General features: G+C 53.2%; 24 protein-coding genes. 6 read left to right on the top strand and 18 right to left on the bottom strand.

Translation table 11 applies throughout. The features are described 5' to 3' along the window. The 3 genes from PGS10_RS22065 to citB all read left to right on the top strand — a co-directional run. Nucleotides 1-150: sodium ion-translocating decarboxylase subunit beta (locus tag PGS10_RS22065; RefSeq protein WP_142285316.1), on the top strand; the 150-nt coding region annotated here is incomplete at its 5' end. A 514-nt stretch (nt 151-664) separates the two neighbouring features. Beyond that, nucleotides 665-2,293, top strand: coding sequence for a citrate sensor histidine kinase CitA (citA, locus tag PGS10_RS22060; protein WP_047043977.1), 1,629 nt, complete (start codon nt 665-667; stop codon nt 2,291-2,293). Then, nucleotides 2,286-2,990 carry a citrate response regulator transcription factor CitB gene (gene citB, locus PGS10_RS22055; RefSeq protein WP_045395773.1) on the top strand — a complete coding sequence of 235 codons (705 nt, stop codon included), beginning with the start codon at nt 2,286-2,288 and terminating at the stop codon, nt 2,988-2,990. The genes citA and citB overlap by 8 nt, the downstream gene beginning before the upstream one ends. A gap of 5 nt (nt 2,991-2,995) precedes the next feature. Here citB and PGS10_RS22050 read toward each other — a convergent pair whose 3' ends face one another. Next, nucleotides 2,996-3,625 carry an alanyl-tRNA synthetase gene (locus tag PGS10_RS22050; protein ID WP_047043975.1) on the bottom strand — a complete coding sequence of 210 codons (630 nt, stop codon included), beginning with the start codon at nt 3,623-3,625 and terminating at the stop codon, nt 2,996-2,998. 92 nt (nt 3,626-3,717) lie between these two features. On the opposite strand from PGS10_RS22050, the gene PGS10_RS22045 reads away from it, so the two are divergent. Beyond that, a complete protein-coding gene (locus PGS10_RS22045) occupies nt 3,718-4,650 on the top strand; it encodes a LysR family transcriptional regulator (protein ID WP_045395780.1) in 933 nt (310 codons plus the stop codon). On the opposite strand, the gene PGS10_RS22040 is transcribed toward PGS10_RS22045, so the two are convergent. The 5 genes from PGS10_RS22040 to PGS10_RS22020 all read right to left on the bottom strand — a co-directional run bounded on the left by PGS10_RS22040 (nt 4,595) and on the right by PGS10_RS22020 (nt 11,365). Then, nucleotides 4,595-4,960 (bottom strand): DUF805 domain-containing protein, encoded by a 366-nt coding sequence (locus tag PGS10_RS22040; RefSeq protein WP_047050152.1) that lies wholly within the window; start codon nt 4,958-4,960, stop codon nt 4,595-4,597. The genes PGS10_RS22045 and PGS10_RS22040 overlap by 56 nt on opposite strands. Before the next feature lie 176 nt (nt 4,961-5,136). Continuing rightward, a complete protein-coding gene (locus PGS10_RS22035) occupies nt 5,137-7,422 on the bottom strand; it encodes a hydratase (RefSeq protein ID WP_316423501.1) in 2,286 nt (761 codons plus the stop codon). A 54-nt stretch (nt 7,423-7,476) separates the two neighbouring features. Continuing rightward, nucleotides 7,477-8,739 (bottom strand): SLC13 family permease, encoded by a 1,263-nt coding sequence (locus PGS10_RS22030; protein ID WP_316423500.1) that lies wholly within the window; start codon nt 8,737-8,739, stop codon nt 7,477-7,479. A gap of 91 nt (nt 8,740-8,830) precedes the next feature. Next, nucleotides 8,831-10,264 (bottom strand): anion permease, encoded by a 1,434-nt coding sequence (locus PGS10_RS22025; RefSeq protein WP_316423499.1) that lies wholly within the window; start codon nt 10,262-10,264, stop codon nt 8,831-8,833. A 45-nt stretch (nt 10,265-10,309) separates the two neighbouring features. After that, nucleotides 10,310-11,365, bottom strand: a complete 1,056-nt coding sequence (locus tag PGS10_RS22020) for a 4-oxalomesaconate tautomerase (RefSeq protein ID WP_063413954.1) — start codon at nt 11,363-11,365, stop codon at nt 10,310-10,312. A gap of 270 nt (nt 11,366-11,635) precedes the next feature. On the opposite strand from PGS10_RS22020, the gene PGS10_RS22015 reads away from it, so the two are divergent. Further along, nucleotides 11,636-12,565: a LysR family transcriptional regulator gene (locus PGS10_RS22015; protein WP_045395794.1), complete on the top strand. Its 930-nt coding sequence runs from the start codon at nt 11,636-11,638 to the stop codon at nt 12,563-12,565. Between the two features lie 9 nt (nt 12,566-12,574). Here PGS10_RS22015 and rihC read toward each other — a convergent pair whose 3' ends face one another. The 6 genes from rihC to ribF all read right to left on the bottom strand — a co-directional run bounded on the left by rihC (nt 12,575) and on the right by ribF (nt 19,381). Further along, nucleotides 12,575-13,489 carry a ribonucleoside hydrolase RihC gene (gene rihC / locus PGS10_RS22010; protein WP_047065103.1) on the bottom strand — a complete coding sequence of 305 codons (915 nt, stop codon included), beginning with the start codon at nt 13,487-13,489 and terminating at the stop codon, nt 12,575-12,577. A gap of 67 nt (nt 13,490-13,556) precedes the next feature. Beyond that, entirely contained in the window at nt 13,557-14,507 is a 951-nt protein-coding gene (ispH, locus tag PGS10_RS22005; protein WP_015368325.1) for a 4-hydroxy-3-methylbut-2-enyl diphosphate reductase, read from the bottom strand. Between the two features lies 1 nt (nt 14,508). Beyond that, nucleotides 14,509-14,958 carry an FKBP-type peptidyl-prolyl cis-trans isomerase gene (fkpB, locus tag PGS10_RS22000; RefSeq protein WP_015368326.1) on the bottom strand — a complete coding sequence of 150 codons (450 nt, stop codon included), beginning with the start codon at nt 14,956-14,958 and terminating at the stop codon, nt 14,509-14,511. A 125-nt stretch (nt 14,959-15,083) separates the two neighbouring features. Next, complete coding sequence (gene lspA / locus PGS10_RS21995; RefSeq protein WP_015368327.1) at nt 15,084-15,581, bottom strand: signal peptidase II; 498 nt, start codon at nt 15,579-15,581, stop codon at nt 15,084-15,086. Then, entirely contained in the window at nt 15,581-18,397 is a 2,817-nt protein-coding gene (gene ileS, locus PGS10_RS21990; RefSeq protein WP_049052817.1) for an isoleucine--tRNA ligase, read from the bottom strand. The genes lspA and ileS overlap by 1 nt, the downstream gene beginning before the upstream one ends. A 45-nt stretch (nt 18,398-18,442) precedes the next feature. Then, nucleotides 18,443-19,381, bottom strand: a complete 939-nt coding sequence (ribF, locus tag PGS10_RS21985; RefSeq protein ID WP_045378895.1) for a bifunctional riboflavin kinase/FAD synthetase — start codon at nt 19,379-19,381, stop codon at nt 18,443-18,445. A gap of 330 nt (nt 19,382-19,711) precedes the next feature. Between ribF and rpsT the strand changes: the two genes are divergently transcribed. After that, on the top strand, nt 19,712-19,975 hold the full coding sequence (rpsT, locus tag PGS10_RS21980; RefSeq protein ID WP_001518655.1) for a 30S ribosomal protein S20: 264 nt from the start codon (nt 19,712-19,714) through the stop codon (nt 19,973-19,975). A 97-nt stretch (nt 19,976-20,072) separates the two neighbouring features. Here the strand turns inward: rpsT and nhaR are convergent, their stop codons facing one another. From nhaR to PGS10_RS21950, 6 genes are all read right to left on the bottom strand, one after another. Continuing rightward, nucleotides 20,073-20,972, bottom strand: a complete 900-nt coding sequence (gene nhaR, locus PGS10_RS21975) for a transcriptional activator NhaR (protein WP_045395806.1) — start codon at nt 20,970-20,972, stop codon at nt 20,073-20,075. Between the two features lie 50 nt (nt 20,973-21,022). Next, entirely contained in the window at nt 21,023-22,198 is a 1,176-nt protein-coding gene (gene nhaA, locus PGS10_RS21970) for a Na+/H+ antiporter NhaA (RefSeq protein WP_045395807.1), read from the bottom strand. 121 nt (nt 22,199-22,319) lie between these two features. Beyond that, a complete protein-coding gene (locus PGS10_RS21965; RefSeq protein WP_045395811.1) occupies nt 22,320-22,610 on the bottom strand; it encodes a hypothetical protein in 291 nt (96 codons plus the stop codon). A gap of 60 nt (nt 22,611-22,670) precedes the next feature. After that, the gene (locus PGS10_RS21960) at nt 22,671-23,510 is read right to left on the bottom strand and encodes a DsbA family protein (RefSeq protein WP_316423486.1); all 840 of its coding nucleotides are present in this window, start codon (nt 23,508-23,510) and stop codon (nt 22,671-22,673) included. A 58-nt stretch (nt 23,511-23,568) separates the two neighbouring features. Further along, nucleotides 23,569-24,267: a pili/flagellar-assembly chaperone gene (locus tag PGS10_RS21955; RefSeq protein ID WP_316423485.1), complete on the bottom strand. Its 699-nt coding sequence runs from the start codon at nt 24,265-24,267 to the stop codon at nt 23,569-23,571. Next, complete coding sequence (locus PGS10_RS21950) at nt 24,260-24,778, bottom strand: fimbrial protein BcfF (protein ID WP_047043951.1); 519 nt, start codon at nt 24,776-24,778, stop codon at nt 24,260-24,262. Before PGS10_RS21950 ends, PGS10_RS21955 begins: the two co-directional genes overlap by 8 nt. Nucleotides 24,779-24,785 lie beyond the last annotated feature (7 nt).

Raw genomic sequence — 24,785 nt, 5'->3', positions numbered from 1 at the left:
CCGATGGCGGCGAGGGTGTCCAACAAGGTGGGTCTGGAAGCGGACGGGCAGAACTTCCTGCTGATGCACGCGATGGGCCCGAACGTGGCCGGGGTGATCGGCTCGGCGATCGCCGCCGGGGTGATGCTCAAGTACGTGCTGGCGATGTAGGCCGGCATCCATCCCGGATAGCGGCTGGCGCCTTATCCGGGCTACCCGTCCGCTCCGGTTTGTAGCCCCGGTAAGCGTAGCGCCACCGGGGAGAGGTTCCCGGATGGCGGCTGGCGCCTTATCCGGGCGACCGGTCCGCTCCGGTTTGTAGCTCCGGTAAGCGCAGCGCCACCGGGGAGAGGTTCCCGGATAGCGGCTGGCGCCTTATCCGGGTTACCCGTCCGCTCCGGTTTGTAGCCCCGGTAAGCGCAGCGCCACCCGGGGAGAGGTTCCCGGATAGCGGCTGGCGCCTTAGCCGGGCTACCGGTCCGCTCCGGTTTGTAGCCCCGGTAAGCGCAGCGCCACCGGGGAGAGGTTCCCGGATAGCGGCTGGCGCCTTATCCGGGCTACCAAACCAGCGCCCGATTCAATGGTTTTGAACGGGCGTTTTTCTGAATTTTTTGGATCTGTGCGCCATCTGCAGGTACCCGGACCGCCAAACGAGGAAACTAGCCATTTAATGTCTATCGGCCCTATGTACACCCGAAAAATAACCCACTGGTTTGCGCGGCGGTCCTTTCAGAACCGCATCTTCCTGCTGATCTTATTTACCTCAACTGTCGTCATGCTGGGTATGTCCTGGTATCTAACAGATATTACCGAAGAACGTCTTCATTACCAGGTCGGGCAACGGGCATTGATTCAGGCGATGCAGATTTCAGCAATGCCGGAGCTGGTAGAAGCGGTACAGAAGCGCGATCTCGCCAGAATTAAAGAGCTTATCGACCCCATGCGTTCATTCTCAGACGCCACCTACATCACCGTCGGCGATGCCAACGGACAGCGTCTTTATCACGTCAACCCGGACGAAATCGGTAAATCAATGGAAGGTGGCGATAGCGATGAGGCGCTGTATAACGCCAAAAGCTATGTCTCGGTACGCAAAGGTTCGCTAGGTTCATCATTACGGGGTAAATCGCCGGTGCAGGACGCCACCGGGAAAGTCATCGGCATCGTGTCGGTCGGTTATACCATTGAACAGTTAGAAAACTGGCTCAGCCTGCAGATAAGCTCGCTACTGATCCCGATGGCGATTATCCTGCTATTGCTGCTGTACTGCGCTCGCCGCTTCTCGCTGCATATCAAAAAGCAAATGCTCAATATGGAGCCCCAGCAGCTCTCGCAGCTGCTCATCCAGCAAAGCGTGCTCTTTGAATCGGTGTTTGAAGGGCTCATCGCCATCGACTCAAATTATAAGATAACCGCCATTAATCAGACCGCCCGTCGTCTGCTTAATCTAAGCCAGCCGGAGCCCGTACTGATCGGTAAAAAGATCAGTAGCGTCATTGCGCAAGAGGCATTCTTCTACGATGCGCCGCATGAGAATAAGAAAGACGCGATCGTCACTTTTAATCAGATCAAAGTGATCGCCAGCCGGATGGCGGTGATCTTAAATAATGCCCCACAGGGTTGGGTCATCAGTTTTCGCAGTAAAGACGATATCAACACCCTCAGTCTGCAGCTCAGCCAGGTACAGCAGTACGCCGATAATCTGCGCGCCGTGCAGCATGAACACCGCAACCTGATCTCGACCATCGCCGGACTGTTGTTTCTTAAACGCTACGATCACGCGCTGGATCTGATTCAGCAACAGTCAGAAAGCCACCAGAAGGTACTCGATTTTATTGCGCGTAATTTCCAGGATAACCACCTTGCCGGGCTGCTGATCGGTAAATATTATCGGGCCAAAGAGCTTGGTCTTGAACTGGTATTCGACCCCGCCTGCTTCGTCGATATCCTTCCCAGCGCGCTTTCTCCCAGCGAATGGATCTCGATCGTAGGGAATCTGCTCGATAACGCCTACAATGCCTCGTTACGCCAGCCGCTGGGATCGAAGCAGATCGAGTGTTTAATAAATAGCGACGGTCATGAACTGATCGTCGAGATCGCCGACCAGGGATGCGGTATTGACGAGACGCTACGCGATCGCATCTTTGAGCGTGGCGTCACCAGTAGCGCCAGCGCCGAGCACGGTATTGGGCTCTGGCTGGTGCGCAGTTACGTAGAACAAGCAGGCGGCACTATCGTCGTCGAAAATAACATTCCCTTTGGCACCATCTTTACCCTTTATATCCCCCTGACCCGAGATGAACATCATGGATAGCATTACTACTCTTATCGTTGAAGACGAACCTATGCTGGCGGAAATCCTGGTGGATACCATCAAACAGTTCCCCCAGTTCAACGTAATCGGCATCGCGGATAAACTGGAAAGCGCGAAAAAGCTGATGCGTCTCTACCAGCCGCAGCTGATCCTGCTGGATAACTTTCTCCCTGACGGCAAGGGGTTGGATCTGATTCGCCACGCTGTCAGCACTAACTACAAAGGGCGAATCATTTTCATTACCGCCGATAATCATATGGAGACCATCAGCGAAGCCCTGCGACTGGGAGTATTCGATTACCTGATTAAGCCCGTACACTATCAACGTTTACAACATACGCTCGAGCGTTTCGCCCGCTACCGCAGCTCATTGCGTTCGAGCGAACAGGCCAGCCAGACCCACGTCGACGCCCTGTTTAATATCCAGGCTCGCGAGCACACTGAACCTGCTGACGCGCCGCTGCGCGGGATTGATGAAAGCACCTTTCACCGCGTGCTGCAGCTGTTCTCCGACCCGGAAGTCGTGCATACCGCCGACTCTCTGGCCCGCATCCTCGGCAGCAGTAAAACCACTGCCCGCCGTTATCTCGAACAAGGCGTTAAAAACGATTTTCTGGAAGCGGAAATCAGTTATGGCAAAGTCGGCCGGCCGGAACGCATTTATCGCGGCAAACATCCCTACCCTGAGCACGTCTGAAACGCTTATTCGAGGGTATAGCTGACGATCATCTGCCCTTTTTTCATTTTCAGCTGGCTGATGACGATATTTCCCAACGCCGCCAGACTAACGACATGGGTACCGCCACAGGGATAAGCTGCCAGTTCGCCGAATCCTACGGCGCGCAGACCATTAGCGAAGGTGATGCGGCGCGGTAAATCCTGCTTCTGCCACGCGCTCACCTGCGCCAGCAGCGCGCTGGCTTCCGGTAACGCGGCGCCAGCGCCGGCAGCAAACGTAATCCGTCCCTCTCCCGGCCAGTGATGCGCCTTCACCGGTCGCCAGCCGAACTGCTCGCCGGCCAGTCCCAGCAAGTGACCAGCAGAGTGCAAACGGGCATGCCGTTGCCGCACAGGCGCATCAATTCGTAGCTCCACCTCGCCTAACGGCAGCGGCTGGGCAACGATATGCAGGACACTATCGCCGCGCGTCGTGACCGCCATTACGGGCTGCTCATCGATCCAGCCGCGATCGGACGGCTGCCCGCCGCCCTGCGGATGGAACAACGTGCGATCAAGTTCAATGGCATAACCACCATCGGCTTCAGCGCTGCAGCTGATAATGTGTGCGCACCCTTCGGTGGCGTCGCTGGCGTAATAAATACGTTCAGTCATGATTGTTCTCCTCTCTGTCAGCACAGTATATTGATAATATTGACCGCGATAATGGCCTCCACAACCAATGCACTTTTGCTTTGAGAGCACAAATGAATCTGAACCTTCTCCCCGACCTCGCCCTCTTCGTACAGATTGTCGAACAAGGCAGCTTTTCCGCCGTCGCCCGTCAGAGCGGGATTACGCCATCCGCCGTCAGTCGCAGCGTCTCGCGGCTGGAACAGGAGATGCGCTGCAAACTGTTGCACCGAACCACCCGCAAGCTGCGGCTGAGCGATGCCGGGAAAGCGGTGTATGAACATGCGCTGGAAATGCTGGAAGCGGCGCGCCAGGCTATGGACTGCGCCGGAAGTACCCAGACGGTGGCGCAGGGTAAACTCACGCTGAGCGTACCAAAAGCCGTCGGGCGCTTTGTCATTCATCCGCTAATGATCGACTTTTTCAACCGTTATCCGCAGGTTGACGTCTGTTTACGTTTAGAAGATCGCGATCTCGACTTTATTGATGACGGCATCGATCTCGCGCTGCGTATTACCCATACCCCTTCCCCTGGACTGCATGGCAAACCGCTGATGCCGATTGTTCATGTCATCTGCGCCACTAAAGAGTACTTACAGCGCCACGGAATGCCGCGTACCCCGCAGGATCTGCGCGCGCATAGCTGTATCAGTCTTGGCGAAACGCCCGCCGACGCGCGTTGGAAATTTCGCCGCGAAGGCAAAAACGAAACGGTGCAGACGTACGGACGCTACGCCGCTAACCACACTGCGGTGCGTCTTGATGCGGTTAAACAGCATCTGGGGATTGGCAGTCTGCCACTGTTTACCGCCCGTGAAGCGCTGGCAAAGGGTGAAATCGTGCAGGTGCTGGCGGAGTGGGAGTTTATCAGCAGCTACTCTGGCAATCTGTGGCTGTTATGGGCGGGGCATAAGCATATGCCCGCCAGAATGCGGGCAATGATTGATTTTCTTAGCGAGACGGTTCCGGCGCTGAACGCAGGCAGCACATTGCCAAAGATAAAATAATAAACACCGGGAAAACGATCCCCGGTAAAAACCAGAAACCAGAGCGGCCAATATCATGCATCCGGCGAAAACCTACCGCCAATATTGGGATAATCATCGGTAAATGAAGCACAAAAGCCAACGGGAAGAGAAACAGACTCAAAACGCCATACCGGTAGTCATAAAGCGTAGCCAGATACCAGATGAGTAAAGGGGTTGCCACAATCAGGGCGTTGATAAGAAAAAATGACCAGAACTCACGGCGGTCAGAGCGTCCAACGAAATTAAAAGCCTGTTTCCAGCCTTTAAGATAGGCCTGTCCATAGGTCATGATATTCTCTCCATGAGAACGAATTAATGACAGCGGGGCACATCGGAGCCCCCTTCAAACCAAACACTCCTTAGCCTAAACAACGCTTCAGCATAAATTAATGTGCTGGCACAAGAAAAGATATATTAATGTTGAAAGGATTGCTGGCAGAGAAACACTGCAAGCATGACCAGATATTAATTAGCGAGGATTAATTGATTTCTATTATAATTAATAAGACCACCGGCCTTAATAATCTCCTGCTCCGACGAGGTTAATTTCTCCATATAAAGCGTTATCTGCTTCACAGGTCGATTATCGCTGACTACAAAAGCGGTGATATCACTAAACTCACCGGTTAGTGCGCTTTTTATTGCCGGGATATAGATAAAATCGCCGACCTCGAAATCAGGCGCCTCTTTCATCTGCAGCGGCAGCATCCCCCAGTTAATCACATTGGAACGATAGCGCTTGGTCGCATACTCCTGGCTAATATTGGCCAGCCCGCCAAGCACGCGCTGGCAGCTAGCGGCCTGCTCTCGCGCTGAGCCATCACCGGGTTTGACCGCATAGATCATGCTACCTATCTCAGTCTGTGCCGCGCTAATATTTTCCTGACCCGGTAGCAGACGTATCTGGGAAAATATATTTTCCAGCTGTGGATTTAAACGGCAAAGATCTTCACCCTTAACGCGTTGTTGCTCCATAACGGCAATTTTTTTAGCCCGCCCCACATACTGCGGATCGCGACGGGAGAGCGTAAATTCCGCCAGCCCCAGGGGGTTCGAACGAAACGATGATGTTTCCCCTGACGGTATCAGCTCGTCGGTAGTCGTTACCGGATCCATTATCTTTGCGGCGACCACTAACAGAACATTATCCGTTAATGCATTCATTTCCGGCCAATCTTTTATATTCGGGCCATAGATTAGCGGCTGCTGTGTAGCGCCTTTAACGAATCCCTGATAAATCCGGTTTTTATAGGGGGAAACATCAAATTCATATTCCGGAGCATCATGCCAGCAATCGAGCTCCGCCGCCGAGGTTAACAATCCCCCGTTAGCGGCCGTCGCGGCAATTGAACGCGCGTCCATCAATGCCACCGCCGACATCTGCCCATTTCCCGGCTTGGAACCTTCACGGTTCGGAAAGTTACGCGTCGTATGACGGATACTTAAGCCATTATGCATCGGGGTATCACCGGCGCCGAAGCAAGGACCGCAGAACGCGGTACGAATAATGGCGCCCGCACTCATTAAGTCATTGATCATTCCCTTCTTCGTTAACGCCATCAGCACCGGTTGTGAGGAGGGGTAAACTGAAAGCGAGAAAATATTATCGCCACAGGAGTGATGCCTCAGGGCATTCGCCGCCTGTACGACGTTGACATAGTTTCCCCCGGCGCAACCAGCAATAATGCCCTGCTGAACGCGTAATTTACCGTTCTCTATTTTGTCCAGCAGTGAAAGCTTCGCGCGTCCCAGCGAGATTTTCTCAGCTTCAATTTCAACCTGGCGTAAAATGTCCGGTAAATTCTGATTAAGTGTATCAATTTCATAGACATTGGCTGGATGAAACGGTAGCGCGATCATCGGCTTGATGGTACTTAAATCGATTTCGATACAACCATCGTAGTAGGCCATCTCTTTTGCTGACAGTGCACGATAATCTTTCTCTCTACCATGAAGGCGTAAAAAATGCCGCGTCTCTTCATCGGTCTGCCAGATAGAGGATAAGCAGGTCGTCTCAGTAGTCATGACATCAATACTGTTTCGATAGTCGGTCGACATACTGGCCACGCCGGGACCAACGAATTCCATCACTTTGTTCTTCACATAACCGTTTTTGAATACCGCGCCAATTAATGCCAACGCAATATCCTGAGGGCCAACGCCAGCGGCAGGTTTGCCAGTTAAATACACCGCGACGACATCGGGATAATCAATATCCCAGGTGTTTCCCAGCAGTTGTTTAACTAGCTCACCGCCGCCTTCACCGACGGCCATCGTCCCCAGCGCGCCATAACGCGTATGACTATCCGATCCCAGTATCATTTGGCCGCTACCAGCCATCATTTCACGCATATACTGGTGAATAACCGAAATATGCGGCGGAACGTAAATCCCGCCATATTTCTGCGCGGAAGTGAGACCAAAAATATGATCGTCGCTGTTAATGGTTCCTCCCACCGCACAAAGTGAATTGTGGCAGTTGGTTAAAACATACGGCAATGGAAAGCGGGTCATGCCGGAGGCTTTTGCCGTCTGGATGATGCCAACAAAGGTAAGGTCATGGGAGGTCATAGAATCAAATTTAATTTTTAATTTCTGTTCATCTCCCGAGTGGCTATGAGATGACAAAATTGACCATGCTATGGTTCCCTTTCGTGCAATCTCTTTGGCGACAGGATTGGCGCATTCCTGTTCTGGGATAATCCCATGCTGATGGGATAAATATACCCCACTATCATGTAATTTAATCATGACTTGTGTCCTTCAGATAGATTAAATAATTAGGCGATGCTTTTATCCGTATTATTACGAATAGAAAGGAAAAAATATCGGCAGTAAAATAAAGCTCACCACCACAGATATAATAATCAGCGGTAATCCGACCCTGACATAATCCATAAACCGATATCCTCCGGCGGAAAAAATCATCATATTCGCCGGCGTCCCCACCGGGGTCGCATAAGCACATGAACAACCAATGACAATAGCCATTAGCACCGCTCGCGGATCGGCCCCCATGGAATTCGCAATAGACAGACCAATAGGAATCAGCAAGGCCGCTGTTGCGGTATTCGACATGAAGTTCGTTAATACACAGGATATGATTAACACAGCACTTAACAGTAAGAACGGCGAAGCCTGTTGACCCAGCAGATCGATAATAGAACGGGCCATGATTTCACCCGCGCCAGTGGTTTCGAGTGCTTTCGCTAAAGCTAAAGTACCGCCGAACAGAAAAATCGTCTGTGAGTCAATTGACTGGTAGGCCCGTTTTTCAGTAATCACTCGCGTAACAACCAAAAATAAGGCGCCAATTGAACCAATAATTGCAATTGGCAAACCAATGACGCTCTCAAAAATCATGCCCAGTACGGTAAATACCAACACTAAAACCGCAATAACTTGCTTATATTTAGGACAGTCAACTTTCCTGCTCTTTTCTGCTTTTCCCTCGGTACGCACAGATTGTGCCGGTAACAATTTATAACCTATTGTCAAAAAGTAGATGATCCCGCAAAGCAGCATAGGGATACCCAGCTTGGCATACTCGAAAAAACCGAAGCGTTGCCCGACTTGTTCCAGCGCCGACTGGGCGATCAAATTACCCGGCGAGCCAATAAGCGATAAGTTTCCACCCAGCGCCGACGCAAACGCTAATGGCATCAACAAACGAGATTGCGCATAGCCAGACTTCACCGCGGCGCCGATAACTACGGGGATCAGTACCGCGGCCGTTCCCGTGTTAGACAGAAAGCCGGAGAGTATTCCGCAAACCAACATGATAATAACGATGAGTTGCTTCTCCGACCGAGCGTAACGGGTAACTATTCCTCCAATTTTATCTGTGACGCCAGTTTCGAATAAGGCGCCGCCAACCACAAACATGGCGACAAATAAAATGACATTCTGGTTAATAAACCCCGAGAAGGCCGTTTTCACATCAAACACGCCGGTTACGACCAGGACAATGCATACGATCATCGCGGTCGCCGCCAGCGGGATCTTCTCCCAAATAAACATCACAATTGAAAATAACAATAGTGACAATGTAATTGTTACTGGAGACATAAAAATGCGACACTCCATTTAGCGTTTTTAAAATATATCCTTGTTCCATGAACGCAGATTATAAAAAAGATTAAAATCAATAATTAATTTATTAGATTACCTTCCAGTACATTAATAACTCCCACCACCATACCCCGATGGTGATATGCAGGATGAACGTCAGCAGAGCCAATATACCGCCGACAATCCACCACGATTTAATATCATTATAACCAACGCCAAATATCACCGGGCCAGCGGCCCCGCCATAATGGGTGACCATACCGCCATACGAATTACTAAACAGCAGGGCTAATGCGGTTAACATCACTGGCGCACCGGAAACATTCGCCAACATAGCGAAGACCGGGACCATCGCCACAATATAAGCGCTGCCGGAGGCGAAGAAATAACGCACTAATATACTTAATGCTACGATAACGACAAAAGCCAGCGTGCTATGAGTGCCAAACGATATATTGTCCTTCAGCAATTCAGCTAACCACAAGAAAAAGCCCACTTTAGATAATAGTGAACTCAAGCCAATGATCCCGCCGTACCAAATCAGGGTATTCCATCCCCCTTTATTTTTTATCACATCATCCCAGGTGACGATTTTTAACACCAGCATCAATGCCATGACACAAATAGCTACCGTTGATTCGTTAACGCCAAGAGACTTACTAAATACCCAACCGGCTAATGCCATGACAAACAGACAGGAGAGCATTTTTTCACGTAAGGTCATCGGCCCTAAAGACTCAAGACCCTCTTTGGCAATTGCCTTATTATCCACTTTCTTTAACTCTGGTGGATATAACTTATAGGTAATGAGCGGTGTTAATAACAGCATAATAATGCCAGGTAATATTCCGGCTAATGCCCATCCGCCCCAGCTCAATTTGATATGACAAATATCTTCAATCATTTTGAGCGCCAGTATATTCCCAGCCATTGCGGTAAAGAACATATAACTGGTCGTTTTGGTAACCATATAGACGTTAATCATCAAATAATGGCCAACGCGTTTTGCCGTATGCTCCGGTTCCGAGCCTAACGCAACAGCCACGCTATTGATGATAGGTAAGACGATACCGCCGGCGCGAGCCGTATTCGACGGTGTTGCGGGGGAAAGGATGAGATCAAGAAAGGCGGTAACATAGCCTAAGCCAAGCGTGGAACTCCCTATCTTGCCAATAAGAATATAAGCAATCCGCTTACCTAAACCAGTAATAACAAAGGCGGCACTTAAGGTAAACGCTGAGAAAACCAGCCAGGTAGTTCCCGATGCATAGCCACTTAATACACTCGATGATTTTATTACGCCATCACCTAAATTGCCAATAACGACCATTGATGTGGCGACAGCGACTAACAATATTACCGGTTCAGAAAACGGCTTAATAACCAAACCAACAATCGCCGCCAGATAAATCCCTGATAGCACCCAAGCCAGTTTGGTCAATCCCGCTGGAGCCGGAAATAGACTAATAAGCAATGGGATGGCGACAAGCACTAATAGCTTGCATACTGTTTTTTTATCCATTTTGATCCCTTACCTGAATAAAATTATAGAAGAACACTGATTAAGTTATTCAGGGAGATAAACCATGCCAGAAAGAATCTTACGTGCGGTACGAATAACCGATGCGCGAATATTTTCAGGATTTCCATTCGCGTTACTTAAGTTCACCTCAATGCTGCCGCTAGGGTGTTCAACGCTAATTAATCCTTCACCAGACATTCGCGTAAGCTCATTAACCACGGTGTCGGCGATAACACAAGAGCTCGCCAGACCGATAGCGCCCGTAATCGCCAGAGACTTATGGCAGCTGTGGGGCATGAAATAACGCACGCTCATTGTTCCGCCGTGTTGCGGTGGAGCAACCAGTACCGGTTTAGGTATAACCATGTTGGATACATCGCCAAACCCCATTGCCGCGCCAGCTTGTTGACGTATAGATTCAAGACGCTGGAAAAATGCACTGTCCTTGTCTAATTCAGCAGCAGATTCATATCCGGTTTTACCGAGACTGTGTGCAGGGATAATCACCATCGGCATCGCCATATCAATACACGTGACGCGAATATCATCAAAAATATCGACCCGGTTACCGGTGGGGAAAAGTTGGCCCGACTTCGCCCCGGCGGCGTTTAGAAATGTCAGAGCAACGGGAGCCGCCTGCCCGGGAACGCCATCAATATGGGTATTCCCTTCATAAACGACCTGGCCGTTCGGTGTTTGAATGTCAGCATCGACAAAGGTATTGGTATTTACGTTTCTGATACGCACCCGCGTTACCGGTGAATTCGCCGCGATGAGACCTTTTTCGATAGCAAATCCACCTACCGCGCACAGCATATTGCCGCAATTAGGCGTGGTATCGACCCGCCGTTCATTGACAATGACCTGCACAAATAAATAGTCAATGTCTGCTTGTGGGCTGGACGATTGACTGACAATAGCCACTTTACTGGTTTGCGGGCTACCACCGCCAATACCATCAATTTCCAGTTCATGGCCAGAACCCATGATGGTTAATAACGCCTCATCACGTTTTTGAATATCTTCAGGTAGATCATCCGCTAAAAGAAAAGCCCCTTTTGACGTTCCTCCACGCATGAGAACACACGGAATTTGTTTCATAACACGCTCCTTACAAATATAGAAGAAAAAGAATAAATAAACGGGGCGTGAATTTAATGAACTTAATGCATTTAAAGTTTTTTATTTACTTTATTATTCATTAATCGCACAACCGTTCACCATCTGATTCTACTTGCAAGGCGGATAGTGATTGATAAAATATGAAAATAAGACTTATACCTACAAAACATTAATAATAACTATCGGCACGGTAATAATTAACAAGGCCATTCTACATATTAATAATTCATCTCAGATTACGGAGTAACAATGAACAATGAACTATCCGGTATGAAAGCCTTTGTCACTGTTGCCGAACTGGGTTCATTTAGCAAAGCCGCTGAAGTACTTAACCTGACGCAACCCGCCCTAACCCGAAAAATACAGAAAATAGAAAGTAATCTTAATACCCCGCTTTTCGAACGAACCACCCGAAAAATCATGCTCACCCAGGCAGGACAAATGCTCCTTCCTAAAGCGAAATCACTGATTGCCAGCCTAGATGCCGCCATTTTCAACATCAGCAATCTGACTTCGAATGTGCATGATACGGTAACGCTTTCTTGTATCCCGACGGCGGTATTTTATTTTTTACCACGTGCTATCGTTCAATTTAATCAGCGCTATCCCCACATCAAAGTTCGAATTTATGAACAAGGTATAGAAAATTGCATGACTTCGGTGAGAAAAGGCGAAGTCGATTTTGGAATAAATATGAACTTCATCACACATCCCGATATCGAATTTAGCCCGCTGGTCAACGAACCCTTCGTGCTGGCTTGCCGGCAGGATCATCCGCTCGCCAGTAAAAAATTAGTGGAATGGCGCGAGCTCGTCTCGCAGAGATTAATAGGCGTCAGACGCTCAAGCGGTAATCGGCAACTTATTGAAAGTTGCCTGCAGGATAAACCGTGGAGGTTAGATTGGTTTTACGAAGTCAGACATTTATCCACCTCTCTGGGTCTGGTCGAGGCGGGGCTTGGCATATCGGCTCTGCCCTGCCTGGCCATGCCGCATCACGCTAACAGCGCTGTCGTCAGCGTGCCGCTGGTTGAACCGGTCATCAGGCGCACGCTTGGCATGATTCGCGTTAAAAACCGTCCTCTTTCCGCGGCGGCTGAACGCTTCGCTTCATTATTGCTACTCATGTGGACGGATGAAGCGAGCGAGTTATGGTGTAATGTGGTCGATTCACACTAGCTTTACCTGTCACGGCGCGAGAGCGAAAACCTCCGCCGCCCAACGTTGAAAACCAGTGATATCCAAATCCAGCGCCACTTGGGCGTTGGCCGGTTGTCCCAAACGCCCTTCGATATCCACCACGGTGGTGCCGGCCGTCCAGGTCCCCTGCGTCTCCACCGCTACAAAGCAGGGTTTGAGCGTAAATAGATCCGGGCGAACCAACCACGCGATAGCGCAGAGATCGTGCATTCTCAGGCCGCTGCTCATACTGCCGCTGCGATAGTGGCTAAACAGTGCATGAAGCATTTTACCGGTTTGATTGAGCGTCGGCAGGGTTGCCAGATAGTCCGCACTCAGCAGCGCCTTATTGGTGACATCCAGTCCGCACATCACAATGTCCAACCCACTCTGGAAGACTTTCGCGGCGGCTTCCGGATCGATGGCGATATTGAACTCGGCGTTAGGGGTAAAGTTGCCGCGACCGGCCGAGCCGCCCATCAGCACCAGTCGACGAATATTAAACAGGCACTCAGGATACTGCGTAATCAGCAGAGCAATATTGGTTAGCGGGCCGATGGCCACCAGGGTTACTGGTTCCGGCGCGTGCATCAGCGCATCGCGAATTGCCTGAAAAGCCGGTTTAGCCAGCGGCTGGCGGTTATGCTCGACGAAATCATAGCCCTCCATGCCGGATTCGCCGTGCACCGAGGCGGCATCGCGCAGCGGACGCACCAGCGGCATCGATGCCCCTTGCGCCAGTGGTACATCAGCATTCCAGAAATGCAGCAACTGCAGCGCATTGCGGGTCGTCTTCTCCACCGAGACATTACCCGCGACCGTCGTCATGAGTTGCAAATCCAGCTGCGGTGAGAAGAGCGCGGCGGCGATCGCCGCCGCGTCGTCAATACCCGGATCGGTGTCGAGAATAATCGGTAAGCGCATGGTTTTCTCCCAAAAAAAATGCCAGACGTTAAGTCTGGCATCTTCTCATACTGATGGATGAAAGAACTTACTCTACTTCACGGACATCCACACGCAGCTCTTTCGGCACTTCAAAAACGATATTCTCTTCACGGCCTTCCAGCGGCACCGCTTCACCGCCGCCCAGCTCCTGCAGGCGGGCAATCACGTTCTGCACCAGGATATCCGGGGCCGACGCGCCCGCCGTTACCCCAACGCAGGCAGCGGATTTCACCCACTGTTCCTGAATATCGGTGGCATCGTCGATAAGATAAGCCGCTTTCCCCATCCGCTGCGCCAGTTCGGCCAGACGGTTAGAGTTAGAGGAGTTTTTCGAACCGACCACCAGCACCACGTCAGCCTGTTCCGCCAGCGCGCGTACGGCTTCCTGACGGTTAGTCGTGGCGTAGCAAATATCGTCTTTACGCGGGCCGACGATTTTCGGGAAGCGCTCGCGCAGCGCGTCGATAACGTCAGAAGTATCGTCGACGGAGAGCGTGGTCTGAGTCATAAACGACAGTCGGGCATCGTTTTTCACTTCCAGCGTCAGCACATCTTCCGGCGACTCAACCAGGTACATGCCCCCTTCCGGGTTATTGTACTGACCCATGGTGCCTTCAACTTCCGGATGCCCGGCGTGGCCGATCAGGATCGACTCTTCGCCGCGGCGGCTGGCGCGGGCGACTTCCATATGGACTTTAGTTACCAGCGGGCAGGTAGCGTCGAAAACCGTCAGGTCACGACTCTTCGCTTCGTTGCGTACCGCCTGTGAAACCCCGTGGGCGGAGAAAATCAGGATCGCGCCGTCCGGCACTTCGCTAATCTGTTCGATAAAAATCGCTCCACGCTGGCGCAGGCTATCGACGACGTAGCGGTTATGGACAACTTCGTGACGAACGTAGATCGGCGCGCCGTACAGCGTCAGCGCGTTTTCGACAATGCTGATAGCGCGGTCAACGCCGGCGCAAAAACCGCGCGGGTTAGCCAACAGGATCTGCATCTTACCCCTCCAGCGCCGGATCGACTTCCAGCACTTCAATATCAAAATGAACGGTACGCCCGGCCAGCGGATGGTTGAAGTCGACGGTGATGGAATCGCCGTTCACTTCGCGGATCACACCGGGCATTTCGCTGCCATCCATTGCGGTAAAGAGCATAATCGCGCCGATTTCCGGCTCGCCGGCGTCGATAAACTCGCGGCGAGAGAAGTACTGGATCAGATCCGGGCTAGGTACGCCGAAGGCGGCGTCAGGTTCCAGCGAGAACGTGGTTTTATCGCCGGCTTTCAGCCCCAGCAGATGCTGCTCCAGCCCTTCGGAAAGCGAGGCATCGCCAAGACGAAACAGCGCTGGTTTGCCGTTGCCGCGCGTGGATTCGGCGGTGGAGCCATCATCCAGTTTCAGCGTGAAGTGCACCAGCACCGCGCTGTTGCTCTGTACAGAGTTAGACATGCAGGTTTGCTCTTTTATATTGCCGCCGCTTGTTTGCCCGGTGGCGCTGCGCTTACCGGGCCTACAAAGGGCGATATATACTGTAGGCCGGATAAGACGCTTTAGCGTCGCCATCCGGCAATTTTTTATGATGTTTTTTTATCACTGGAAGGCAAGAAGCCTTCCAGTACAATCAGCGCCGCGCCAATGCAGATGGCGCTATCGGCAAGGTTGAAGGTGGCGAAATGCCAGTCGCCGACATAGAAGTCGATCATATCGACCACAAAGCCGTGCCACAGACGGTCGAACAGGTTACCCAGTGCGCCGCCAATGATCAGCGCGTAGGCAATGTTGTTCAGCTTTTGCGTCGCCTTCGAACGGTACATCAGCACCGCCAGCACCACGCAGATACCAACGGCAATCCCGGCGAAGAACCAGCGCTGCCAGCCGCCGCTGTCGGCGAGGAAGCTAAAAGCCGCGCCGTAGTTGCGCGCATAATGCAGATTAAGCGATGGAAACAGCGAAACCGTCTCCCCCAGAGCGAAGTTCTGGAGGATCAGGAATTTGCTGCCCAGATCGATAATCAGCACGGCTACGACGACCCACAGCCAGCGTAGCCCCGTTGAACAGATCGATTTACTCATCAGGCGAATTTACGTTGCTCGCCGTCACCGGCGACGTTACTGACACAGCGACCGCAGATTTCTGCGTGTTCCGCCACCTTGCCGACATCGCTGGTGTAATGCCAGCAGCGTGGGCACTTCTCGCCCTCGGCTTTGCTCAGGACCACTTTCAGCCCTTTCAGCAGATCGCTCTGCCAGGCATCAGCCGGCGCCTGTGCATAATCGGCAACGTTAGCGCCGGAGGTCAACAGGACAAATCGTAATTCTTCGCCCAGCGCGTTGAGCTTGGCCGCCAGTTCGGCATCGGCATACAGCGTAACCGCCGCTTCCAGAGAACCACCGACTTTCTTATCAGCACGCGCCTGTTCGATCACCTTATTGACTTCGCCGCGCACTTTCAGCAATTCATCCCAGAAATCGTCGTTCATCGCTTCGTCGTCGGCCAGGCCGAACAGGCCTTCATACCACTCGCCGGTGAAGACGTATTTTTCACGCTCGCCCGGCAGATAGCCCCAGATTTCGTCCGCGGTGAAGGACATGATCGGCGCCATCCAGCGCACCAACGCTTCCACAATGTGGAACAGCGCGGTCTGGCAGCTGCGGCGCGCCACGCTGTCCGCTTTCGCGGTGTACTGGCGGTCCTTGATAATATCGAGGTAGAACGAACCCATCTCGATGGAGCAGAAGCGCATCAGGCGCTGTACCACTTCGTGGAAGTCGTAGGATTCGTAGGCTTTGAGGATATCTTCCTGAGCCGCCTGCGCGCAGCCGACCGCCCAGCGATCCAGAACGACCATCTCTTCCGGTTTGACCATGTCTTTTGCCGGATCGAAACCGTTAAGGTTCGCCAGCAGGAAGCGCGCGGTGTTACGGATACGACGATAGCTGTCCGCGGCGCGTTTGAGGATCTCATCGGAGACCGCCATTTCGCCGGTGTAGTCGGTGGAAGCCACCCACAGACGCAGAATATCGGCGCCCAGTTTGTTCATCACGTCCTGCGGGCTAACGGTGTTACCGATAGACTTGGACATTTTGCGGCCCTGACCGTCGACGGTGAAGCCGTGGGTCAGTACCTGACGATATGGCGCTTTGCCTTTCATCGCCGTGGAGATCATCAGCGAAGACATGAACCAGCCGCGATGCTGATCGGAGCCTTCCAGATACATGTCCGCGGCGTGACCGGCGAATTCCGGACGCACATCAACCACCGAAGAGTGGGTAGACCCGGAGTCAAACCACACGTCGAGGGTATCCGGCACTTTTTCGTAGCTGTCAGCGTCATCGCCCAGGATGTCGCGGGAATCGAGATCCCACCATGCCTGGATGCCGTCAACTTCAACGCGTTTCGCCACTTCTTCCATCAGTTCGAGGGTACGCGGGTGCAGCTCGTGAGTTTCTTTATGCACGAACAGCGACATCGGCACGCCCCAGGTACGCTGACGGGAGATACACCAGTCAGGACGGTTGGCTACCATCGATTCGATACGCGCCTGGCCCCAGTCCGGGATCCACTGCACGCCCTTGATCTCTTTCAGAGACTGCGCGCGCAGGCCTTTCTGATCCATGCTGACGAACCACTGCGGGGTGGCGCGGAAGATGATCGGCGATTTGTGGCGCCAGCAGCACGGATAGCTGTGCTGCATTTTTTCCACGTGCAGCAGCGCGCCGCTGTCACGCAGCATCTCAACGATGATGTCGTTGGCTTTGAAGACGTTGATACCGTCCAGAGACGGGTAAGTACCTGGCAGGTAAGAACCGTCCGGGCCAACCGGGTTGGCGATTTCCAGACCGTATTTCTGGCTGATAGTGTAGTCGTCCGGACCGTGGCCGCCGGCGGTATGCACCGCACCGGTACCCGCGTCCAACGTCACGTGGTCGCCAAGGATAGCCGGCACGTCAAAATCGAGGAACGGATGCTTGAAGCGCATCAGTTCAAGTTCAGAACCTTGTACCGCCGCCAGGATGGTGTAATCCGCCACGCCAATGCGCTGCATCACGCTCTCAACCAGGTCTTTCGCCAGGATCAGCGCCTGACCGTCAACCTGCACCAGCGCATAGTCGAACTCAGGCGACAGAGAGATGGCGCGGTTAGCCGGCAGGGTCCACGGCGTCGTGGTCCAGATAACCAGCGAAACCGGGCCAGTGACGTCGGCTACGCCGAACTTGGCCAGTACCGCGGCTTTATCTACCGCGTGGAACGCCACATCGATAGACGGAGACGTTTTGTCATAATACTCAACTTCCGCTTCCGCCAGCGCGGAACGGCAGTCAACGCACCAGTGCACCGGCTTAGCGCCTTTATGCAGGTGACCGTTGCCGATGATTTTACCCAGCGCGCGGATGATATTGGCTTCAGTTTTGAAGTCCATGGTCAGGTACGGACGCGACCAGTCGCCCAGTACGCCCAGGCGGATAAAGTCTTTACGCTGGCCGTCGATCTGCTCGGCGGCATATTCACGGCACTTGGCGCGGAATTCTGCGGCGGTGAATTTCTCGCCCGGCTTACCGTATTGCTGCTCGACTTTCAGTTCGATCGGCAGACCGTGGCAGTCCCAACCCGGAACGTACGGCGAGTCAAAACCCGTCAGTCCTTTGGACTTAACGATAATGTCTTTCAGAATCTTGTTAACCGAGTGACCAATATGAATGCTGCCATTCGCATAAGGAGGGCCATCATGCAGAATGAAGGTTTTTTTGCCTTTTTTCGCCGCACGGATGATGCCGTACAGGTCATCATCGGTCCAACGCGCCAGCATTCCCGGTTCGCGTTTGGCGAGATCGCCACGCATCGGGAACCCTGTTTCCGGCAAATTCAGGGTGGATTTATAGTCACTCATCAGATTCTCGGTTCCGTTATTTCGGTTTGATAAATACCAGTAGGATTATCCCTGCCTGGTGAGCCCAAAGTACTCGCGGGCCGTTAACTCATCTCGTGCGATTTGCGCTTTTAGCTCATCCAGCGACGCAAAACGCTGCTCGTTACGTATTTTTTTACGCAGTATTACATCTATATGGCGACCGTAGAGGTCCATTACAACGTCCAGAAGGTGAACTTCCAGCTGCTGTCGCACGCCGGAGACCGTTGGACGAGTGCCAATGTTGGCGACGCCGGGTAATGGCTTATCGCCGAGCCCTGCCACTTCTACCGCAAAGACCCCTTTAACCGGGGAAACCTGACGACGCAGCGGTAAGTTCGCCGTCGGGAAACCTATAGTGCGCCCCAGCTCATCGCCGTGGACGACGCGACCAGAGATGGTAAATGGATGCCCCAGCAGGTTTTCCGCCTGCGCGAGGTCATCGTCGGCCAGCGCCTGACGCACCGCGGTGCTGCTAATACGTACGCCGCCTTCACAGAAGGTCTGAGTGCTGGTGACGTCAAAACCGTACTCCGCCCCGGCCTTCTGTAATAACAAGAAATCCCCCTGACGACCAGCGCCAAAGCGGAAATCATCCCCCACGGCAAGGAACTGCACGCCAAGCTGGCGCACCAGCAGTTCGCTGATAAAATCTTGCGCCGTCAGCGCGGCGAAACGCCGGTCGAAACGGACACACAGCACGTAGTCGACGCCGCTTTCCGCCAGGTAGCCCAGCTTTTCACGCAGCCGCGTGATCCGCGCCGGCGCTTTATCGGCGGCAAACAGCTCCAGCGGCTGCGGCTCAAAAATCATCACCACAACCGGCAGACCGAGCTGGCGGCCCTCTGCGCGCAGGCGCTGCAGCAGCGCCTGATGTCCGCGATGCACGCCGTCGAAATTTCCAATGGTCAGCACGCACCCGTGCGGGGCCTGACTGAGATTATGTATGCCGCGTATCAGCTTCATGTCTGGCTCAAAACAGTGAAAATCGTCCGAGTATACCTTGTACAACAGGCGACGTTAACCAGCGATTGCACCTCGATTACGAAAGTTCCTGCTAATTCATTCACTCAGCGTAAGAATGCAGGAAAAACTATACGCGGCCGTCGATTTTTATGGTGGAAAGACTGTATTCGACTACAACAAGCTGGTAGAATCTTGCGCCATCACTACGTAATGAAGCCTCGTTATCTTAAACGGCGCTTATTTGCACAAATCCATTGACAAAAGAAGGCTAAACGGGCATATTCCTCGGCCTTTGAATTGTCCATATAGAACACATTTGGGAGTTGGACCTTGGCTAATATCAAATCAGCTAAGAAGCGCGCCGTTCAGTCTGAAAAGGCTCGCAAGCACAACGCAAGCCGTCGCTCTATGATGCGTACTTTCATCAAGAAAGTATACGCAGCTATCGAAGCTGGCGACAAAGCTGCTGCACTGAAAGCATTTAACGAAATGCAACCAATCGTGGACCGTCAGGCTGCTAAAGGTCTGATCCACAAAAACAAAGCTGCGCGTCATAAAGCAAACCTGACTGCACAGATCAACAAACTGGCTTAATCGCCCGCTTGCTGAACTTTGTTAAAGAAACCCGCGAAAGCGGGTTTTTTTATGTCTGTTGTTCGTCTGGGCCGACCTCTGCCGGCCATAGTCGCGCTTAACTTTGCGGCTGCGCAAACAGCGATGAATAATCGCGATTGCAGATACGCTGTACCGCAGGATGCTGAATCATTCGTTCGGCAAAAATAGCGTGATACTCCTCCATCACGTTCTCCATGCGCCCGATTTCCACAATCGACTCATCGGCATAAAAATCGTGAGCATAGAGGGTTGGCGCCACAAAAATCGCGTTGTGCGCCGCGCCGAAGGCTTTCATGAGCGCCGCATCGTCGAACTCGCCGAGAATTTCCACCTGTAGCCCCTGCGAATTAAACCAGTTCAGCAGCTTGCGCCCGAGCATTGAACGACGGCCGGGAATAAGCAGGCGACGCTCCTCAAGACAGGCGGGAAACGCTTTTTCCGGCGGCGGATTCATACACCAGAAGCTGACCCCGCACTCGCCGATTTTCACCGAGAACAGCCCTTCCTGCTGAGTAGAGTCAATTGGGCAATCGGAGATAATCATATCCAGCTTATGCTGGCTCAGTTGCTCCAGCAGCATCTCGTGGGTGGATTCAAAACAGCGCAGATGAATTTGCTCATCTTCCACTACTGCGGCATCCAGCACGCCGCTCACTAACCGCTTGGAAAGCGCATCGGCGACGCCGACATCAAATAGCAGGTTCGACTCTTTGCGGTAATTGACGATATCGAGCATCTCCTGGCTCAGCGTAAACATGCGATCCGCGTAGCGAAATACCAGCTCACCCAATTCGCTCGGTTCCAGACCTCGCCCTTTGCGTTTAAAAAGCTTTCCCTGCAGTCGCTCTTCCAGCGCTTTTATTTGCCCGGTGATCGTCTGCGGCGTCAAATAGAGCGCCTCGGCGGCGCCGACGACCGAGCCTTCACGGTAGACGTGCCAAAAGTAGTACAAATGGTTGTAATTGATATGCGACATGCATCCCTCCCTGATATGTCCGGGAGAGCCCACAGGCCCTCCCGATGAAGTTACACGCTGTGAGTAAGATCCGTTTCGCGCTTACGCAGAATCATGTAGCCGATGACGGCAGACAGGATAGACCCTATCAGAATGCCCAGCTTAGCCCAGTTGATCAATCCGGGATCCACGCTGCTAAAAGCGAGCGTGGCGATGAAAATCGACATGGTGAAGCCGATTCCGCACAGTACGCCGACCGCCATAATCTGCGGGAAGCGGGTTCCTGGCGGCAGCGAGGCCCACTTAAACTTCAGCGCCAGCCAGCAGAACAGGCTGATGCCAAGCGGCTTACCGACAAACAGCCCGGCGATAATCCCCAGCGGCAGCAGTGAGGTCAGCCCCGCGAATGTGACGCCCTGCAGCGAAACTCCGGCATTGGCAAAAGCAAACAGCGGCAGGATAAGAAACGCGACCCACGGATGCAGCACATGTTCAAGCTGCTTCGCTGGCGATTTGCCATTCTGCTCCTTCAACGGAATCATAAAACCGACGATAACCCCCGCCAGGGTCGCATGTACGCCGGATTTCAGTACCGCCGTCCACAGCACCGCGCCTACCAGTATATAGATACCGGTGCGCCGCACGCCGCTCAGATTAAGCGCCGCCAGCACCACAATCGCGCCTGCGGCGACGGCCAGCGATAGCACCGATAGATCGTTGGTATAAAACAGCGCAATAATAACGATCGCCCCAAGGTCATCGATGATAGCCAGCGCCATCAGGAAAATTTTCAGCGCCGTTGGTACACGGTTGCCTAATAGCGCCAAAACGCCAAGCGCGAAGGCGATATCTGTCGCCGCCGGGATCGCCCACCCTTCCCGCGCAACGGGATCCTGGGCATTGAAGGCTAAGTAGATAAGCGCAGGCACCACCATGCCGCCAATCGCGGCAACCACCGGGAACACCGCCTGACGGCGACTGGCAAGCGCCCCCTGGATCATCTCACGCTTAACCTCCAGACCAATTAACAGGAAAAACACCGCCATCAGCGCATCGTTGATCCACAACAGCATGTTTTTGTTAATTTCCAGCGCACCGACGCGCAGCTGTACCGGTGTTTCCAAAAAAGCATGATACAGACCGCTGGTGACGCCGCTATTGGCCATCATCATCGCCAGCGCGGCGGCGCAGATTAAGATAATGCCCCCGGAAGCATCGCTACTGAAAAATCGTTGCAGATGTTTCACTTTTACTCTCACCTTGTTGGTCAATAACTCGATAAAAGTATGATACAACCGCTAACACATCGAAAAAATCAGATTTAAGTTGCCATTACACTCATTTTTTCCGAGCTATAAGCACCTCTCGTTAATCATAGACCACCCGTAGCAGGGTGAGCTGCTTGTCGGTATCGAGATAGCTTTTTTCCACCGTCGCGTAAGCTGAGGCCAGCGAAGTCGTGATATTTTCCACAATCACGTGGCGTTCGATGCGATCGGCGCGCTGGCAAAAAATCTCGCTACTTTCCGTTTCGTTCCAGCAGCTTTCAGTAACTACGTTGCCAAAAAATTGGATATTACCGACAGTGTGCGCCCGCACGCCGCCGATCGTGAACAGTGAAATGGCCGCCAGCCCTAACCAGCGTTTCTTGAATTGCATACGCGAAATCCTCGGTCGGAGGAAGCAGATAACCGGGAACCGCGCCCCGGTCGCTGAGACTTAGCCTTTAGCTTTCTGAATCGCCATCTGCAACGCATCCTGCGACGTACTGCCCGGCACTACCGAGATACGACCGGCGTCCGGAGCGGCAGCCTGCGGCATGACCACAAAAGCCGGAGTACCGGAAAAGTTCATATGTTGAGCCAGCGCCTGATTGCTCATCAGCGCGTCATGCACCGCCCCGCTCTGCTCGGCGGTTTTTACCGCCGTCATTTGCGGCTGGGTGAGATAATGCGACGCCAGCGTGTAAACATCCTGCTCGGTTAACTGCCCCTCCACTTTGCCGGTAGCGTACAGCGCATTATGCCAGGCCAAATATTTCGTGCCGCCATCCTTCAACCACACTTGTTCACCGACCCTCGCCGCCAAACCTGACACCGGCCAGCGGGGTGAAAAAATCGGGAACTCTTTAAAGATAAAACGCGTGTCAGGATTGGATTTCACGAGCTCCTCCACCACGGGCGACATCTTGCTGCACCAGGAACACTGGTAATCAAAAAACATCACCACCGCTGCTTTGGCATCCGCCGGGCCAACGGAGGGAGAGCTATCGCTCAGCAGTTCAGAGCGGTACTGCAGCGCCAGCTGCGCATAAGCCTGCTTCTGGGCGACCTGCTGGCGCTGATGTAGCGTTTCGCTGGCGGCAATCAGGAATTCCGGATGATCCGCCAGATACGTCGCCACCGCTTCGCCGACTTTATCAGGATGGCTGGCGATATAGGCTTCAGCTGCCGGTCCAATATCGCTGGCAGCTGGAGTGGTATTCGCCGCCAGTACGGAAAAAGAGATGACGCCGCCAAGCGCCATGCACACCGCCGATTTACAGGAAAGTTTGCGCATTATTGAGTTCTCATTATTAAGTTCAGGGGATGCCCACAGGGGCTGAGTAAAATCGTCATCACCGTTGCGCCGTTACCGTAACCGGCGGCATTACTCCTCCGGCATCGTTGAGACTTTGCCAGCGCACGACGCAGCGTGTCGCCAGTCGACACCACGACGTGCGGCGGGTAGAAAAGGGCGCGACCACCCCCGCGGCGTCTATAGGCGCACCGTTGACGCGGGTTGAAAAGAGGGTGACGTAGTAGGGCCCGGCATTGCGTACCGTCAGACCATCCGCCGTTAAGTTCCAAGCTAATTGGCGATAAGCCTGCTGCGGATCGCCGGTTAGCCCTACGGGCCGATAAATCAGCTTTAACGCCGAGCGAAAGGCCATCTGCACGCTATTGACGCCGGTTTTTCCCGATGGAATAGCGGCAATACTCAGGGTGAACAAAGTTTCACGATCCTGCGCCAGCGCCTCGCCGCTCCACGCGACACGTAGCGTGTTCTCCTGCCCTGCGCGCAATAAGAAGAGCGGCGGCGTGACCACGAATGGCGGTTTACGGGGTGACAAATTATCAGCGCCTGGCCAGCGTCCACCGCTCAGCACGTGGCTGTCCACCAGCCAGTCGCTCTCAGAGGTATTGCGTAGCGGAACGCTCAGCGTCGTCCGCTCAGCGTGATAAATAAAACGCGTGCCGCCAATCACCACGCCCGCATGACCTATTCCAAAGGGCAACAGCCAGAGCCAAAACCAGCAGAAAAATCGTCTATTCATAACTCAGCACAAAAGTCGCGGAAGCATCGGCTACACCCGGCGCCACCGGGGCGCCATCAGCCACATAGCGGGCATAAAACTGTAAACGTTGGGACGCAGCGCCCGCGCTTAGCGCCTGCACATCGCTTTGCGCCCCCGGCGCGATCTGTTGTTTGTTCTTGTCGTATAACGCAATCCCGATACCAGAGGCCGCGTTCGCTCCACTATCCAATGCGAAAAGGTCGCCGCTTTGCGAGTCGCTGACGCCGTTAAAGCTCAGCGTTACGCCGCTGGCGGTGCTACCGCAATTTTGCAGCGTGATTGAAAATGGCTGCCATTCCGCGCCGGCCCCCGTTTGATAAAACTGGCGGTTGCTGACGGTTCCCATATCGACCTGAATGTTTTCAGAATCCGGCGACAGCGTGCAGGTGTTGTCGGTAATCGTTCCCGTCACATAAACCCTCCCGTCATGCGCCAGCGCGCCGCTTACCGCCAGAAGAAGCCCACAGCAGAAGCACAGTTGTTTGATCATTGCCGCT

It is taken from the genome of Klebsiella sp. 141153 (assembly GCF_032601995.1).
Taxonomy (GTDB): Bacteria; Pseudomonadota; Gammaproteobacteria; order Enterobacterales; family Enterobacteriaceae; genus Klebsiella; species Klebsiella aerogenes.
Note: the sequence above shows the minus strand (reverse complement) of the source record. Positions and strands in the feature narration are given on the sequence as shown.

Bases quoted from the DNA above. Each gene is read 5' to 3' on its own strand.
- ribF (WP_045378895.1), bottom strand. From the start codon at position 19,381: ATGAAGCTGATACGCGGCATACATAATCTCAGTCAGGCCCCGCACGGG.
- PGS10_RS22025 (WP_316423499.1), bottom strand. From the start codon at position 10,264: ATGGATAAAAAAACAGTATGCAAGCTATTAGTGCTTGTCGCCATCCCA.
- PGS10_RS21955 (WP_316423485.1), bottom strand. From the start codon at position 24,267: ATGAATAGACGATTTTTCTGCTGGTTTTGGCTCTGGCTGTTGCCCTTT.
- PGS10_RS22015 (WP_045395794.1), top strand. From the start codon at position 11,636: ATGAACAATGAACTATCCGGTATGAAAGCCTTTGTCACTGTTGCCGAA.
- citA (WP_047043977.1), top strand. From the start codon at position 665: ATGTACACCCGAAAAATAACCCACTGGTTTGCGCGGCGGTCCTTTCAG.
- PGS10_RS22040 (WP_047050152.1), bottom strand. From the start codon at position 4,960: ATGACCTATGGACAGGCCTATCTTAAAGGCTGGAAACAGGCTTTTAAT.
- fkpB (WP_015368326.1), bottom strand. From the start codon at position 14,958: ATGTCTAACTCTGTACAGAGCAACAGCGCGGTGCTGGTGCACTTCACG.
- PGS10_RS21950 (WP_047043951.1), bottom strand. From the start codon at position 24,778: ATGATCAAACAACTGTGCTTCTGCTGTGGGCTTCTTCTGGCGGTAAGC.
- PGS10_RS22050 (WP_047043975.1), bottom strand. From the start codon at position 3,625: ATGACTGAACGTATTTATTACGCCAGCGACGCCACCGAAGGGTGCGCA.
- PGS10_RS22030 (WP_316423500.1), bottom strand. From the start codon at position 8,739: ATGTCTCCAGTAACAATTACATTGTCACTATTGTTATTTTCAATTGTG.
- ileS (WP_049052817.1), bottom strand. From the start codon at position 18,397: ATGAGTGACTATAAATCCACCCTGAATTTGCCGGAAACAGGGTTCCCG.
- PGS10_RS22035 (WP_316423501.1), bottom strand. From the start codon at position 7,422: ATGATTAAATTACATGATAGTGGGGTATATTTATCCCATCAGCATGGG.
- lspA (WP_015368327.1), bottom strand. From the start codon at position 15,581: ATGAGTAAATCGATCTGTTCAACGGGGCTACGCTGGCTGTGGGTCGTC.
- citB (WP_045395773.1), top strand. From the start codon at position 2,286: ATGGATAGCATTACTACTCTTATCGTTGAAGACGAACCTATGCTGGCG.
- PGS10_RS21965 (WP_045395811.1), bottom strand. From the start codon at position 22,610: ATGCAATTCAAGAAACGCTGGTTAGGGCTGGCGGCCATTTCACTGTTC.
- rihC (WP_047065103.1), bottom strand. From the start codon at position 13,489: ATGCGCTTACCGATTATTCTCGACACCGATCCGGGTATTGACGACGCG.
- PGS10_RS21960 (WP_316423486.1), bottom strand. From the start codon at position 23,510: ATGCGCAAACTTTCCTGTAAATCGGCGGTGTGCATGGCGCTTGGCGGC.
- ispH (WP_015368325.1), bottom strand. From the start codon at position 14,507: ATGCAGATCCTGTTGGCTAACCCGCGCGGTTTTTGCGCCGGCGTTGAC.
- nhaR (WP_045395806.1), bottom strand. From the start codon at position 20,972: ATGTCGCATATCAATTACAACCATTTGTACTACTTTTGGCACGTCTAC.
- PGS10_RS22045 (WP_045395780.1), top strand. From the start codon at position 3,718: ATGAATCTGAACCTTCTCCCCGACCTCGCCCTCTTCGTACAGATTGTC.
- PGS10_RS22020 (WP_063413954.1), bottom strand. From the start codon at position 11,365: ATGAAACAAATTCCGTGTGTTCTCATGCGTGGAGGAACGTCAAAAGGG.